This is a genomic window from Paenibacillus sp. NPDC058071 (assembly GCF_042885235.1).
In the GTDB taxonomy this organism is placed as follows: domain Bacteria; phylum Bacillota; class Bacilli; order Paenibacillales; family Paenibacillaceae; genus Pristimantibacillus.
The window spans coordinates 56,309-71,972 of record NZ_JBHVSK010000012.1 but is presented as its reverse complement, the minus strand read 5'-3'; the positions used below and the strand labels follow the sequence as shown (position 1 = coordinate 71,972).

Sequence of the window (15,664 nt, the reverse complement as noted above, 5' to 3'; positions counted from 1 at the left end):
TGGAGCGTGCACCACAAATTCTGTTTGAAGGAGGAGTTTGTATGCCGCAGCCAAAGTACATCATCGATCTTGACCGCATTGCATCCATACCGAGCGAGGAGCGTCAGAAGCTGAAGCCGATTACGGATAAGTTCGCGTTTCGCGTTAACGACTACTATTTAAGCCTGATTGATTGGGACGATCCCAACGATCCGATCCGCAGACTCGTCATCCCGAATGAGGGCGAACTGCTCGAATACGGCAAATGGGACGCTTCCGACGAGGAAGCCAATTATGTCGTACCGGGGTGCCAGCATAAATACGGGACGACCGCACTGCTCATCGTCTCCGAAGTATGCGGCGCTTACTGCCGATATTGCTTCCGTAAGCGGCTGTTCCGCAACGACGTGAAGGAAGCCGTTTCGAATGTAGAGCCAGGACTCGCTTACATCGCCGAGCACCCCGAAATCAATAACGTATTGCTGACCGGGGGAGACAGTCTTATCCTCGGTACTCCCAAACTAAGAAGCATTATCGAGCAGCTTAGAGCGATCGATCATGTGAAGATTATCCGATTAGGCTCCAAAATCCCCGTATTCAACCCGATGCGCATTTATGAGGACGAAGCCTTGCTTGATTTGATCCGCACTTATTCCACCGTAGAGAAACGCATTTATGTCATGGCGCACATTAATCACCCTAGAGAAATTACGGCCGAAGCGTGCAAAGCGTTCAACGCGCTGCATGAGGCCGGCGCGATCGTCGTCAACCAAACGCCGATTATTAAAGGCATTAACGACGATCCCAAGGTGCTGGCGGAGCTGCTCGACCGGCTGTCATGGGCTGGCGTAACGCCGTATTACTTCTTTATCAACCGCCCGGTAGCGGGCAACTCGGATTTCGTCGTACCGCTCAAGCGGGCTTACGAGATAGTAGAAGAAGCCAAGGCGCTTACTTCAGGTCTCGGCAAGCGGGTCAGGCTGTCCATGAGCCACGCTTCGGGGAAAATCGAAATCCTTGCTATTGAAGATGGCAAAGCGTATTTAAAGTACCATCAGTCGAAGTATGGCCATTACGGCCGCTTTATGATGCTGGATTGCCCGGAAGATGCCGCCTGGTTTGACGATTTACCAGGCAGCGAACAGTATTGGAAACCGGTGCATGAAGCTACATTGGTGTAACAGCATTTAACGTAAGCGAATAATGGGAATGGGACTGTCAGGGCGATAAGCGGCAACGTGAATCGCAGCGGACGGTCCCTTTTTTGCCGTATTCCATAGACAGAAGGGATGCCCGACAGTATGATTGGCAGTATACGGCGTGGAACGGAGCGCCGATTCCAGAAGGAAAGTCGAAGGGATCCTACATCATGCGCGAGTCCTTATGGACCAAAAATTTTATTTTGCTTACCTGCTCCAACCTGTTCTTGTTTCTAGCTATCGAGATGCTTCTGCCTACCTTGCCTGTTTTTGCGGCCGAACAAGGAAGCAGCGAATCGCAAATCGGCTTGCTGCTCGGATGTTTCACGTTTGCCGCCGTACTGGCAAGACCGCTTACCGGCATTGGCGTCCGCCGATTCGGGAAGAAGGGTCTGCTGTTAATCGGCGTTGCCATCTGCTTCGTTGGAATGGCGGGCTATTACATGGCCGCTACGCTGACGGCGCTGCTCCTGCTGCGCTTTGTACACGGCATCGGCTTCGGGCTGTCGACTACACAGTACGGCACCGTTATTTCGGACGTTGTCCCAGCGTCGCGAAGAGGAGAAGGGATGGGGTTCTTTGCAACCGGCAACGCGATCGCGTTCTCCTTGGGTCCTTTTCTAGGCATATGGTTAATGGAGCAATACGGGTATTCGGTTCTGTTTGCGACGGGGGCTGCCATATTGCTGGCGACGCTGGCGCTAACCACTTTCTTCCGCCAACCGAAGGCATCGCCGGACGTCAAGCTGCATGCATCTGCAGCTTCGCAAGGAAAGCCGCATTGGCTTAGCAGCGCAGTAGAGAAGAAGGCATTGTTCCCTTCCTTGCTGGGCATGCTGGTCGGTGTCTCTTTCGGAGGCATGCTCAGTTTTATTACGTTGTTCGGCATCGAGAAGGGGATTTCCAACATCGGATACTTTTTCCTGGTTGTCGCTATATGTGAAGTGCTTATACGCTTTGTTAGCGGTCCGTTGTTCGATCGGAAGGGCCGGATTTGGGTGCTGTTCCCGTCTGCTGTCTTTTGCTTGATCGGCTGCGTCGTTCTGTTCCTTGCCGACTCGGTAGAAATCCTGCTGCTCGCCGGCGTGTTCTATGGCTTTGGCTTCGGAGCTTTGTTCCCGGCGCTGCAGGCTTGGGTTATTAACCGCGTCGAGCCGGAACGGAGAGGGGCGGCTACAGCAACCTATTACAACTTTTTCGATATCGGCATCGGACTGGGCGCGATCATGCTCGGCTTCGTCGCCTCGGTAACCGGATATGCGACGATGTTTTTGTTTTCCGGCATATTTTTCGTCGCCTACATCGTCTTGTACTTATACTATGAGTGGAAGTATGCGAGCGGTGGCAAGAGAACGGCTAACATTGCCGAATAAGCTTGTACTAGAATACGAAAACGGAAAAAGATTGCCCGCTGTCCGAGAAGGCCTAGCAGAGTCCTCCAACTGTCGGAGGTGCAGCAGTTTTAGGGACTACATGAGAAATATGTATGAAATTTCATATATAATTTCTCAAAAATCGGGATTTCGGACGATTATAGTCGAAAAACCATATATAATCGACGATTTTGCTCAAAATACGCAAATTATGTATGAAATTTAATATACATTGAAATACGCGGCTCAAAAAGAAACCCGCCGTTATTGAAACCGACGAGTTCTTCTCAACCGCCTGAAGCGGCCATATAGATTTTTCGCGCGCTTCTTCCAGCGCACGTTATGGCGCCGAAGGCGCCGTGCGTCGAGACACAGCACGATGGCGCCGATCGCACACCATCCGTCGCTTCAGGTTGGCGACAGTCTGAGGGGCTGTTCCTAAGTCACTAAGAAGACTTTTGAAACAGCCCCTTTGTCATGCCGCAAGCTAAGTCTTTCTTAGGACGGCAGCTTAATGATTTGACCCGGATAGATCAGGTTCGGGTTGACGATACCGTTCAGATCGCGCAGCGTCTGCCACGTCGTGCCGAATGTTTTGGCAATCGTCCAGAGCGTGTCGCCTTTCTTCACTACGTAAGCCTGAACGGCCGACTTTGGTTCGGACTTCGGCTCTGGCTGCTGTATCGGCTGCGGCTCCAGCCGCGTCACTGGGCCAACTGTCGTCGGCTCTGGCTGTGGCTGCGGGCTTAGTTGCGGTCCAGGATGAGGCTTGGTTGACGCCGGTGCGGTCTCCACAGTAATACGGCGTTCCACTTTCGGTTCGGAGTCGCCGAGTTTCTCGAGATAGGTGATTAACGCCTCGTCCAGCGAGCCGTACATGCCGGCTTGCGGGTATTTGCCGAACATCGTATATTCGTCGCCTCCAGCCGCCATGAAATCGTTGGTGGCGACGACGTAGCTCGCGTTCTCGTCCAGCAGCTTGCCGCCGATAGTAACCGAGTGGACCCGCGCTCCCTTTTCTTTCGACGGATCGATTTTGAAGGCGATACCGGATACTTGCGGGAAAGCGCCCTTCGGATTCGGATAATCGGACACGCCATTTTCCAGAGCCGCTTTCACGTCGGCGCCCTTCACGTTCAAGGTAACGATTTGATTGCCGAACGGAAGCACGGTGATGATCGCGCCTTTCGTAATGACGCCCTGCTCAATCGAGGCGCGGATGCCTCCCCCGTTTGTGACGGCGATATTGGCTCCTGACGCGCTGCGCAATGCGTCTGCAATCAGGCTGCCTAGATTGGTTTCACTGGTTCGAACCAGCTCTCTGGATCCTTCTAGTTTCACGGCCGTTTCGCCGACCTTCTGCGACAGAATCGCTTCCTGGCTTTTCTGAATGGAGGAGACGAGCTCTGCGACGGCAGCGTTCGGAGCGATATCGGCCGCTTTTTTCTGATCAACAAGCGCGGCTTGCTTCTTTACTACTTTGCCGCCGTCATACCACAGATCGACGACTCCCGCATATTTTGTATATTCGCCCGCGCTGACAAGCAGAGTGCCATTGCCTGCCGTAATGCCGTTCTCCAATACCGTGTGGCTGTGGCCGTCGATGAAGACGTCGATGCCGGGCACTGCGTCCAGCACCTTCAGGCTCGTATTGGCGCTCGACTGGTCTTGTCCGAGATGGCCGACCGCAACGATAATATCGGCTTTTCCTTTCAACGCTTGGACGATTGCTTTCGCTTCTTTGACAGGATCGGTGAAGATTAAGCCCTTCACATTATTCGGATGCGTTTTGAACGATGTCTCCGGCGTTGTCAGACCGAAAATGCCAACTTTTACGCCGTCTATTTCCTTAACGATGTAGGGGTCGAACAATAGATGGTTGTCCTTCGCTATACGGATGTTGCCGCTGAGCAGCGGGTATTTCATTTGCTGCTGCAGCTCCAGCAGGCGTTCGTAGCCGTAATTGAATTCGTGATTGCCTGGCACGACTGCGTCGTAGCCGATCTGGTTCATAACCTGCACGACGCTTTCTCCCGTTACGAGTGTAGCGAAGGTCGTGCCGTGCACCGCATCACCGGCGTCGATAACGAGCGTGTTCGGATTCGTCGCGCGATAGCTGTCAATAATGCCCGCAAGCTTGGCATAGCCCATTTCGCCGCCGCTTCCTTCCACCGACCTTGCGTGCGTGTCGTTCGTATGCACAATCGTAATATGCTTATTTGCTGGCGGAGCGTCCGAATCGGCTGCTGCAGCGGCTTCGGCAGCCAAGAAGAGCAGCGTTATGGCAAGAACGAAGGATAACAGCCATTTCAATCGGTTAAGCGACAAGGAACATCCCCCTCTACCCCAAAATTTGTAAACTAAAATGTTTATTCTACGGATTCGGGCGTTATTCCTTTTAATAAAGTTTAAATCTTCAGAAAATTAGTAGAGTGGGGGAGAAAGTTTGACAGGCTTAGCGTATGATTCGCGATTGGAGTCTATACGCAAGAAGAATACTGGAGTAAAAAAGGGCGGCATAAAGCGCTTGGCTTCATACCGCCCATCCGTGGGGGCAATTCTTTCTTAGGCGTATTAATAGCCTAATAACATTAAACGTTCATGCCGTTAACCGTTGCCTTCACCAAAGCGATGAATCTCGGGCGCGCTTCCGCGGCTACCCGCACCACCTGCTCGTGGGTGAGCGGCTCAAGCTCTTCGCCGATCGCCATATCGGTAATGCAAGTCAGTCCGACCGTCCGAACGCCGCAATAGTTGGCGGCGATCACTTCGGGCGCTGTCGACATCCCGACGGCGTCGGCTCCCCATGAGGCCAGCATTTTCAGCTCGGCTGGAGTGCAGTAGGTTGGCCCGGAGATGCTGACGTACACGCCTTGCTGCAGCTTGATGCCAAGTTCCTCCGCTTTAGAAGCGGCGAGCGCACGGAACTCCTTATCGTATGCGGAAGACATATCCGGAAAGCGCGGGCCAAGCTCAGGGATATTGGCTCCGATCAGCGGATTGCTGCCGGTATAGTTGATATGGTCGGTAATGAGCATCAAGTCGCCCGCGGCGAAACCGCGTTTCATCCCGCCCGCCGCATTCGTGACGAGCAGAGCGTCGATGCCAAGCCGTTTCATAACGTAGACAGGGAAAACGACTTCCTTCATCGTATAGCCTTCGTAGTAGTGGAAACGCCCTTTCATGACGAGCACCGTTTTGTTTTCCAGACGTCCGACAACGAGTTCGCCGGAATGGCCTTCGACGGTAGATACCGGGAAATGCGGGATGTCGCCGTAAGGAATTACGATCGGATCTTGAACCTCGTCGGCCATGACGCCCAGCCCGGAACCGAGAATCAAGCCCACTTGCGGAACGGCTGCTATCTTGCTGCGGATATAGGCGGCAGCTTCATCGATTTTCGCTAATAATTGGTCCATGGTCACAGAGCCTCCTGTTTAAAGGGTAACGCTTCCGTATCATCATACCGCAACCGGCATTCAAATGGAAAGGTTGACGTCCGTCGCCTTCGAGGATGATCATGGCATCCAGTTGTCGATAGCGGAGGCTGCTCGTATAATAGTTACAGCGATAGATCATGGCTGCTGAACAGACGAGCCTATCCTGCTGCTAAACAGCAAACGACGATTCATAATGAACCCGTAAAAATAAAGAACTAGTTGTTCCGGCAACCTGGGATGGACCCGGCCGGATGATCACGAAGGAGGAACAAACGATGAATGAACAACGTTTTTCGGCCGAGCAGGTGGCGGCCGCAATCGATCATACCGCTTTGAAAGCGGAAACGACGAAAGAGGAGATCGCGAAGCTGTGCGCGGAGGCGAAGGCGCATAAATTCGCCACCGTATGCGTCAATCCGGGCTGGGTTTCTTTATCGGCCGAGCTGCTTAAAGACTCGGGTGTCGGCGTGACGACGGTGATTGGCTTCCCGCTTGGCGCGACGACGACGTTCGCGAAAGCTGCGGAGACGAAGGAAGCAATTGATAACGGAGCGACCGAGGTCGATATGGTGCTGAACGTCGGTCTACTGAAGTCGGGTGACTTAGCGGGTGTTCGGCGCGACGTCGAAGGCGTTGTCGCCGCCTCGTCGGGCCGTGCGGTCGTGAAGGTTATTTTAGAGACGGGCCTGTTAACTGACGACGAGAAGGTGACGGCTTGCGAAATTTGCAAGGCGGCAGGAGCGGATTACGTCAAGACATCGACCGGTTTCGGAAAAGGCGGTGCGACGGAGGAGGATATCGCGCTAATGCGCAGGACGGTCGGCCCGGACATGGGCGTGAAAGCGTCCGGCGGCGTTCGCGATATGGCGACGGCGCAGCGGATGCTTGCCGCCGGAGCCTCTCGCATCGGCGCGAGCTCGAGTGTTGCGATCGTATCTGGGGGACAAGGCGAAGGATATTGAACGCATGAGGTTGAAGGAAATGGGGATTGACCGGCATCTTGCCGCAAGCTATCCTTGTTAAAGGTACAGTCGGCTCTGACGGGCCGGCTTTTTTGTTTTTTGGCTCAAACGTTAGATGAGAGGATGATTGGCCGGATCGCCGCATAGCGGCGGTGATCGGACGTTGTATATAGGAAAGTGCAAATTGATTAACTCGAGGTGAAGGATGCAAAAGAAAATACCTTGGCTCAGCCAGTGGACCGTTAATGCGAAGGCGAACGTGCTCGCCGGCATGACGGCAACGCTGGCGCTGGTGCCGGACTCGTTGGCCTTCTCGTTTATGGCCGGCGTTCCGCCCGTTGTAGGCATTTACGCTTCAATCTGTATTTTGCTCGTCGTTACGTTTCTCGGCGGCCGTCCGGGAATGATCTCTGCGGCAGCGGGATCGATGGCCGTACTCATGCTCTCGCTCGTGCACGAGCATGGCATTCAATATTTGTTCGCGGCTACAGTGCTGACCGGTATTATTCAATTTCTAATGGGCGTATTCAAGTTGGGCAAGCTGATGCGCTTCGTGCCCCAAGGGGTGTTGACCGGCTTCATTAACGCGCTGGCGATATTAATCTTTATGTCGCAGCTTCGCTACTTCACAGGCGAATCTTGGCTAATGTATGTTCTCGTAGCGGCAACGCTAGGTATCATTTATTTTCTGCCGAGATACTTCAAAGCGATTCCGTCGCCGCTCGTTGCGGTAGCGGTATTGACGCTCGCTGTGTGGGCGACGGGAATGCCCGGCGTGACCCGCATCGGCGACATTGCGGCAATCGACGCTTCGCTGCCCGCTTTTCTCATTCCAGACATTCCGTTCAGTTGGGAAACACTGCTCATTATTTTGCCTTATTCCTTATCGCTTGCGGTTGTCGGTTATACGGAAACGATGCTTACCCATAATCTGCTTGACGAGATGACGGGGGAGCGGACCGATAAAAATAAAGAAATGAGAGGTCAAGGCGTCGCTAACGTCGTATCCGGCTTTTTCGGCGGCATGGCTGGCTGCGCGCTTGTGGCGGAGTCGGTGCTGAATGTGAAGACGGGAGGGCGCAACCGGCTGTCGACGCTCGTCGCAGCGCTGTTTCTGCTGGCGCTGACTGTGCTGTTCGGAGATTTGCTGGCGCTCATTCCAATGGCAGCGTTAGTCGGCATTATGCTGATGGTATGTGTTGCGGTATTTGATTGGAAATCGGTGTTTCGCTTGAAGAGCGTGCCGGCCTCCGAGACCGTTGTCATGCTCGTAACGGTTGCGGCGGTGTTGGCTACGCATGATCTGGCTGTAGGGGTCATCGCAGGAGTATTGGTAAGCTTCGTCTGGTTTGTCGTTAAAGCTTCGCGGTTGCAAATCCACAGCGAATGGAATGGAACGACGAGGACGTATCAGGTGCAGGGGCAGCTGTTCTTCGCGTCCGCACAGACGCTGGAAGAGCGGATTGAGCTCGATTGCGCGGCCGAGGCGGTACGCCTCGACCTGACGAAATCGAAAGTGTGGGATCATACGGCGTCGCTTGCGCTGGACAAGACAGTCGAAAGCTTACAGCGCAATGGCAAGCGGGTGAGCGTCCTGCGTGCTTCGGACGCTTCAGCAGGCGCTATCGGTCGCAGCTGATCGTCATGTTGGCGTGCAGCGTATCTCCCGGTTGAACGAGGACAAGCTCATCCTTGCGCTGAAGCTCGTTGTTCATCGCCATCCATGGCTCGACGCAGACGAAAGGCTTGCCTTCGACCGACCATACAACGACGTATTTGAACACGTCGTCGTAGCTCAAGCGGACGCGTGCGCCTCCGTCGACGGGGAACGAGACTTCGCTCGTTTTCGGATCAAGCAGCGTCACTGATTCAACGAGGCCTGTTAAATCGATTGTGCCGTTAAAAGGCTTTTCTACGAAGTCGTTGTAGTCGAGGTAGCGGGTTGCATCGATCTCGTAGGAAAGCTTTTTCGATTCGGAGCGGAAATAAGGGTGGAAACCTGCATAGAAAGGCATCGCTTTTTCAGCCGAATGGTTGCGATATTGCTGGCGAATGTGAAACTCTCCATTCTTCAGCGCGTAAGTGAAGATAAGCTCGAAATTAAACGGATAGGAGCGTTTCGTTTCTTCGTTTGCGCGCAGACCGATTGTAATGGACGCTTCGCCGTCGGTGCCGGTGCCAAGTACTTCCCAGACCGATGTGCGGGCTACGCCGTGATTGGCCATCTCATAGGTTTGTCCGTCCCATTCGTAAGAGCGGTTCTCCAGCTGGCCGCTGATCGGGAACAGGATCGGATTGCCGCCGCGGATGTTAGCAGTCGGATTCTCGAACGTTTCCTGGTCGAGATAGAACAGCTCGAGGCCGTTCAATTGGCAGCCGATGACGATGCCGCCCCTTTCCGGACAAACGCGTACGAGAGAGTCGGTGTCCTTCTCTGTCAGCTCGTAAATCGTATATTTTTCAACGATGCTGTTGACTTCGTATGGATGCATGATTGGATTCCTCCGTTAGGTTCGTTTTGCGCGCAAAAAACGGTACAAGCCCCTTTGCCGCTTCTTTTGAATTTTACCATAGTTTATTTATCCGTCGTCATCAAAAAAAAGAAACCCGAGCCGCTTGTCCAAAGCGGTTCGGGTTTCCGAATACGTCGATTACTTAGCCGCTGGCGCGTCTTTTTTCTCGAGCGTATTTGTAATTTTAGCTTCATCCTGAATCTTCTGCATCCATGACATCGATAGCTCGCCGATTTTGTTGTTAACGAGCATTTGATGAATTTCTTCTTTTTTCTCTTCGAAGGTTGGGTTCGTCGCCGCTTTTTCTTCCGTTTTCTTTACGATATGGAAGCCGGCATCGGTCTTAATTACGTCGCTCACTTCGTTGAGCTTCAGTGCGAAAGCAGCATTCTCGAAATCTTCGAGACCGGTCATGCCTTTCGAAATAAAGCCGAGGTCGCCGCCATTAGGGCCGGAATTTGTATCGATCGATTTCTCTTTGGCAATCGCCGCGAAATCGCCGCCTTCTTGCAGCTGCTTCACAATATCTGAAGCGTCCTGCTCCGCACCGACAAGAATATGCGAGATGCGGATTTGATCCGGCGTCGCGAAGGATGCTTTATTTTCGTCGTAATAATTTTTCACTTCTTCATCGGATACCGTTGCTTGCGGCTCCAAAATTTTACGAATCAGCACTTGCGAATACGCGTCTTGGCGAAGCTCGTCCATCGTAATGCCATTCTGGTTGAGCGCGTTTTGCAGCGCTTCGGCGGAACCGAACGTTTTCGTCAGTTCTTCGATTTCGGCGTCGATATCGGCTTCTGTCGCAGATACGCCTGCTTTGTCGCCTGCTTGTGCGATCAGCTCTTTCTTGATAAGGCCGTCAAGCGCCGCCGGACCGTTAGCGCGTGCCAGTTCATCATACAGCTGGTCTTTCCAAATATTTTTGCCGTTGACGATCGCTACCGCTTCGTTGCTGCCGCCGAACGGAGGCTTGATGAGGACGATGACGAGCACGATAGCGAGCACGGCCGAGATCGCCATCCATGCTTTGCTACCGCCTTTGGCGTTTACGGGAGCTGGAGCCGCCGGCTGAGCAACGGCTGCGGTTGCCGCTTCCTGCTCGGCTTCATTCTGCTCGCGGACAGCCGCTTCTTCCGTCACTGCTTCCTCACTCGTATATTTTTCCAGTTCGATGCTTGTGTTTTCCGTGTTGTCTGCGTTGTCGGATTGCTCATTGATTGCAGCGTCGTTCTGTTCTTGCTCTCTTTTGCGCTGCTCATCTTTGTTTTCCATTGTTCAAATGAACTCCCTTCGCGATTACGTTCCTTATTTGACAATCTTCACCTACTATAACAAAACATTTTGCTAAAAACCTTAATCTAAAATAAAAATATGTTGCATCCTGCCCGATTTCGTATAATTGTATAGATATAACACGAAAAAAGGCAAATTGCGGCAGCCAGTATTCGGCAGAACGGAGGGACCTTATGGAGGCGCTGGTAGGAGACTATAATAAGTGGATTGTGCTGCTTTCCTTCGTTATTGCGATGCTTGCTTCGTATTCGGCGCTGCATCTCGTCTTTAAAATATCGAACACAAAGGGAAAGGCGCGGCAAGGCTGGATGGCGGCCAGCGCTTTTGTGATGGGCAGCGGAATATGGACGATGCATTTCGTCGGCATGATCGCTTTTCATATCGGCATTCCGGTGACCTACGATGTCCCGATCACGCTTCTATCGATTTTGGCGGCTATTTTTGCTTCCTATATTGCATTCTATTTAACGATGTCAAAGAAGGCCGGCAAATGGACGCTGGCGGGCGGGGGCATCGCGATGGGCCTCGGAATTGCTACGATGCACTACACCGGGATGGCTTCGATGCGTTCCCCCGGCATGGTCGTTACCTACGATCCGTTGTGGCGGGCGATGTCCGTTGTGATTGCGATTATCGTAGCTTATGCCGCTTTGTTTTTGTTCATAAAGTTTCGCGCGGTGAAGGGCTCGGGGTGGCCGAAATGGGCTGCCTCGGCTTTGATGGGACTGGCGATTGGCGGGATGCACTATTCCGGTATGCGCGCGTCTGAATTTTGGTGCGGTGACGATGTTTCACTTACCCTGATGGACAGTGCGCCGCTTAATTTGTTTTTGCTGATCGGCGTTTCGTTGGCTATTCTGCTCATTATGCTCGTGACGTGGGGGGCCATATACTTTGATCGTACCGTATTGGAGAGAATGGCGTTCAGCGATCCGTTAACGGGGCTCTCAAACCGTCATGCGATGAATCGTTATTTCGAGGACGCGTTGGATGGAGGGGCGGTTACGTCAAACGCCGTCTTCTTTCTTGATTTGGACCAATTTAAAATAATTAACGATACGCTGGGCCACGATGTCGGCGATTTGCTCGTACAGGCTGCTGCCGAGAGGCTGCTGGCATTCAAAGACGAGAGCTCGGAAGTGTTCAGGCTGGGCGGCGACGAATTTCTGTTCGTCATTCAGCATATGGATGAACAAAGCGCGGCGGAGCTGGCGGAGAAAATGCTGGAGAGCATCCGTCAGCCGTATATGTTAGAAGGCAACGAGCTGTACATAACGGGCAGTATCGGCATTAGCTTTTCTCCACAGCACGGCGTCACCCGTTCGGCGCTGCTGATGGCGGCCGATACGGCGATGTACCAAGCGAAGAAACAAGGCAAGAACCAATATTGCATTTATAACGATGAGTTGGACAAGCAGTCGACCCGCAGAATGGAACTGGAGAAGGATTTGCAGACGGCGCTTGTGCATGAGCAATTCGTTATTCATTATCAGCCCAAGTGGGATGCGGACACGAGCCGTCCGGTCGGCTTCGAAGCGTTGCTGCGATGGAATCACCCTTCTCTCGGCATGATATCGCCGGATGAATTTATACCGATTGCCGAGGAAACGGGCGCCATTATCGCCATAACCCGGTGGGTGCTGGAGAAGGCGGCTATCGACTGCGTCTCCTGGAACGTCAAGTGGAGGGAGAAACTGCCGGGCGGGGATGAGCTTGGCGTGTCGGTCAATTTGTCGGTAAAAGTATTCGACAGTAAAAATCTTCACGATATGGTGCTGACGTCTTTGAGTCGTTCGGGTCTTGCGCCTAGCCTGTTGGAGCTGGAAATAACGGAATCGATCGTTATGCACAATCTGGAAGACGTCACGCAGCAGCTTGGTCAGTTGAGAGAGCTGGGCATCATTATTTCAATGGACGATTTCGGCTCCGGCTATTCCTCGCTCGGTTCGATCGATAAAATTCCGTTTCATACGATTAAGATCGACAAGCTGTTTATGGAGCAAAGTGATTCGGCCGTGAAGCGGGCGGTCGTACAGACGATTGTCGTTCTTGCGCAGCAGCTGAATCTGGGCATCATCGCGGAAGGCGTAGAGACGCAGCAGCAGATCGCTTTTCTGAAGGAAACGGGCTGCAATATTATGCAAGGCTTCTACTTTAGCAGGCCGATGCCGAAAGAGCAGCTGGAAGGGTGGCTGAGCGGCGCCGTGGAAGCGGCTGCGGCCGCACAATCGGCAGCGTCGGCTCAAACGGTAAACCTGTAGACGAGGCGGACCATCGAAAACCGGATAATCGGGTTTCTTATGCGCACGATTAAACTTTAAATGAGCGTTGGAGGTGCCGTCTTGCAGACGAGTAAGAAGGCCGTTTATGGAAAGCTGGCGGCAGGGTTGTCGCTGCCGCTGCTCGTTTACCTAGGATTGCGGCTGTCGCCTTTGGACATTGTGTTGCACTCGCCGCAAGGACATTTCTATATCGTCAGCATCGTTTCGGCACTCTCGCTGGCGTTGGCGGTTGCGATCGGCTTCGCCGGAATCCGGCTGCGCAATCAGAAAATCAGCTTCATATCGCTCTCTTATGTGTCGCTAGCCGCGTTGTTTTTGCTGCATGGCTTATCTACGCCCGGACAGCTTAACCATCATTCCTCCGTTTCCTCGAATGCTGCGCAAATTAGCATTCTGTTGGCTGTCGTCTGGCTCTGGTTGTCCTCAATGTCGTCGGACCGGCCTTGGATTCGATGGCTTTCCCGCTGGCTGAACTGGCTTATCCCGATTTGGTCGATCGGCATTGCGGTTATCTGTTATCTGCTGTGGCATAACAGCGATATGTTGAACGTGGTTTGGTTGAAAGAGGAGCCGGTCAAGTGGAGCATCACCGCGGCTGTTATCGGACTTAATTTATGGACCATGTTCCGGTATGGACAGACCTATCTGAAATCGCAGTTTCCGATGCAGTTGGCGATCGTCTACAGCTCCGGCTGGATGATCGCCGCGCAGCTTATTATTGTGACCGGTACGCCTTGGCAGCTGAGCTGGTGGCTTTACCACCTGCTGCTGCTCGGCTCGGTCGCCGCAATGGCCTCCGGGATCTTCCGGCAATATTTGAATACCGGTTCGATCACCTCGTCGATTCTGCAACTACTGCGAGGCGACCCGGAGGAATGGATTCGGGCCCACATGTCCCCTGCGGTGAAGGAACTGATTCGAACGACGGAGACGAGGGATGCTTACACGGCGGGGCATAATTACAGGGTCGCTCTTTACTCGCTGAGGCTTGGCGAAGAATTGGGCCTGTCCCCAAACCAACTGCGCGCAATCGCGCAAGGCGGGCTCGTCCACGATATCGGCAAGCTTGTTGTGCCAGGCGTCATCTTGAACAAGCCGGGCAAGCTGACGCAGGAGGAACGGCAAGTGATAGAAAAGCATCCGGTCACGGGCTATAACCTTTGCCGCCGTCTCGGCTTCATGCAGGAGGAGCTTGCCGTTATCCGCTCGCATCACGAACGCTGGGACGGGAGCGGTTACCCCGACCGACTGGCTGGTTACGCGATCCCTCTGCTGGCAAGAGTAACGGCTGTCGCTGATGTATACGACGCGCTGACATCTAATCGTTCGTACAGGAAGGCGATGACGCACGTAGAGGCGCTTGCTCATCTCGAAGGCGAAAGCGGCAAGCATTTCGACCCGGACTGCGTTAAAGCGATGCTGAGGCTGGCAGAGCGGCAGGAAAGCTTTTTTATCGAAACGATTCGGACTAGTACGCAATTAAAGCCGATGCAGAGCGGGACTTCCAGCATTTGATTTGTTGGCATGCTCCTAGTTACAATAGAAGAGAAGGCTACATAAGGAAGGATGATTGCAGATGGTTTATTTGCCTGCTGATGGAAGATACACAGAAATGAAGTATAACCGGGTTGGCCGGAGCGGCTTGAAGCTGCCCGCTGTTTCTCTCGGACTTTGGCATAACTTTGGCGGCGTTGACCGCATCGAGAACGGTCGGGCGATGGTTCGCAGAGCGTTCGATCTGGGCATTACCCATTTTGACCTTGCAAACAACTATGGTCCACCGCCGGGTTCGGCTGAGGAAATGTTCGGACAAATTTTGAAGCAGGACTTGGCGGCATACCGCGATGAGCTGATTATTTCGACTAAGGCCGGTTATTATATGTGGGAAGGTCCTTACGGCGAATGGGGCTCGCGCAAATATTTGATCTCCAGTCTCGATCAGAGCTTGAAGCGGATGGGACTCGACTATGTCGATATTTTCTACCATCACCGTCCAGATCCAGATACGCCGCTGGAAGAAACGATGGCCGCTCTCGACCATATCGTTCGGCAGGGCAAAGCGCTGTACGTTGGCTTGTCCAACTATTCGGCTGAGCAGACGGCGGAAGCTTCCGCAATTCTGAAAAAACTCGGCACGCCGTGCCTGATCCATCAGCCGTCTTACTCCATGTTTAATCGCTGGATTGAAGACGGCTTGCAAGATGTGCTGGACCAAGACGGAATCGGCTCGATCGTCTTCTCGCCGCTTTCGGGCGGTCAATTGACGAACCGTTACTTGAATGGCATTCCGTCCGATTCGCGCGCCGGCGGCCCAAGCGTCTTCTTGAACGCGGACCAATTGACAGAGGAGAAGCTGTCGAAAATCCGCCGCTTGAACGAAATCGCCAGCGACCGCGGACAATCGCTCGCGCAGATGGCGCTTGCATGGGTGCTGCGCGGCGGTCGAGTCACTTCAGCGCTGATCGGCGCAAGCCGGGTGGAGCAAATCGACGATAACGTTGCGGCGCTTAACGGCCTGCAATTTTCGCCGGACGAGCTGCAAGCGATCGAAGACATTCTCGCGTAAACGGACTTCTTAAATGGAAAAGGCCTAGACCAGTCGGCTGCGACTGCTGTCTAG

11 protein-coding genes are annotated in these 15,664 nt (G+C 53.3%); 7 read left to right on the top strand and 4 right to left on the bottom strand.

Going from position 1 to position 15,664, the window contains the following annotated elements; genetic code table 11:
• Window positions 1–41 precede the first annotated feature (41 nt).
• Together ACFVTB_RS19400 and ACFVTB_RS19395 are read left to right on the top strand one after the other, a co-directional pair.
• Window positions 42–1,160 carry a KamA family radical SAM protein gene (locus ACFVTB_RS19400; protein ID WP_387752705.1) on the top strand — a complete coding sequence of 373 codons (1,119 nt, stop codon included), beginning with the start codon at window positions 42–44 and terminating at the stop codon, window positions 1,158–1,160.
• A gap of 188 nt (window positions 1,161–1,348) precedes the next feature.
• Window positions 1,349–2,551 carry an MFS transporter gene (locus ACFVTB_RS19395; protein ID WP_387752702.1) on the top strand — a complete coding sequence of 401 codons (1,203 nt, stop codon included), beginning with the start codon at window positions 1,349–1,351 and terminating at the stop codon, window positions 2,549–2,551.
• A 498-nt stretch (window positions 2,552–3,049) separates the two neighbouring features.
• On the opposite strand, the gene ACFVTB_RS19390 is transcribed toward ACFVTB_RS19395, so the two are convergent.
• Together ACFVTB_RS19390 and ACFVTB_RS19385 are read right to left on the bottom strand one after the other, a co-directional pair.
• Window positions 3,050–4,879, bottom strand: a complete 1,830-nt coding sequence (locus ACFVTB_RS19390; protein WP_387752699.1) for a 5'-nucleotidase C-terminal domain-containing protein — start codon at window positions 4,877–4,879, stop codon at window positions 3,050–3,052.
• A 263-nt stretch (window positions 4,880–5,142) separates the two neighbouring features.
• On the bottom strand, window positions 5,143–5,970 hold the full coding sequence (locus ACFVTB_RS19385; RefSeq protein ID WP_387752697.1) for a purine-nucleoside phosphorylase: 828 nt from the start codon (window positions 5,968–5,970) through the stop codon (window positions 5,143–5,145).
• A 296-nt stretch (window positions 5,971–6,266) separates the two neighbouring features.
• Here ACFVTB_RS19385 and deoC point away from each other — a divergent pair, with 296 nt between their 5' ends.
• Both deoC and ACFVTB_RS19375 read left to right on the top strand, forming a co-directional pair.
• Window positions 6,267–6,953, top strand: coding sequence for a deoxyribose-phosphate aldolase (deoC, locus tag ACFVTB_RS19380; RefSeq protein ID WP_387752694.1), 687 nt, complete (start codon window positions 6,267–6,269; stop codon window positions 6,951–6,953).
• Window positions 6,954–7,158: 205 nt separating this feature from the next.
• Window positions 7,159–8,592 (top strand): SulP family inorganic anion transporter, encoded by a 1,434-nt coding sequence (locus tag ACFVTB_RS19375; RefSeq protein WP_387752691.1) that lies wholly within the window; start codon window positions 7,159–7,161, stop codon window positions 8,590–8,592.
• Here the strand turns inward: ACFVTB_RS19375 and ACFVTB_RS19370 are convergent.
• Both ACFVTB_RS19370 and ACFVTB_RS19365 read right to left on the bottom strand, forming a co-directional pair.
• Window positions 8,576–9,445 (bottom strand): aldose epimerase family protein, encoded by an 870-nt coding sequence (locus tag ACFVTB_RS19370; protein WP_387752689.1) that lies wholly within the window; start codon window positions 9,443–9,445, stop codon window positions 8,576–8,578. The genes ACFVTB_RS19375 and ACFVTB_RS19370 overlap by 17 nt on opposite strands.
• A 159-nt stretch (window positions 9,446–9,604) precedes the next feature.
• A complete protein-coding gene (locus ACFVTB_RS19365) occupies window positions 9,605–10,741 on the bottom strand; it encodes a foldase protein PrsA (RefSeq protein WP_387752686.1) in 1,137 nt (378 codons plus the stop codon).
• 194 nt (window positions 10,742–10,935) lie between these two features.
• On the opposite strand from ACFVTB_RS19365, the gene ACFVTB_RS19360 reads away from it, so the two are divergent.
• From ACFVTB_RS19360 to mgrA, 3 genes are all read left to right on the top strand, one after another.
• Window positions 10,936–13,023, top strand: a complete 2,088-nt coding sequence (locus tag ACFVTB_RS19360) for a bifunctional diguanylate cyclase/phosphodiesterase (protein WP_387752684.1) — start codon at window positions 10,936–10,938, stop codon at window positions 13,021–13,023.
• Window positions 13,024–13,104: 81 nt separating this feature from the next.
• Window positions 13,105–14,559, top strand: coding sequence for an HD-GYP domain-containing protein (locus ACFVTB_RS19355; protein WP_387752681.1), 1,455 nt, complete (start codon window positions 13,105–13,107; stop codon window positions 14,557–14,559).
• A 61-nt stretch (window positions 14,560–14,620) separates the two neighbouring features.
• Window positions 14,621–15,610, top strand: coding sequence for an L-glyceraldehyde 3-phosphate reductase (mgrA, locus tag ACFVTB_RS19350; protein ID WP_387752678.1), 990 nt, complete (start codon window positions 14,621–14,623; stop codon window positions 15,608–15,610).
• Window positions 15,611–15,664 lie beyond the last annotated feature (54 nt).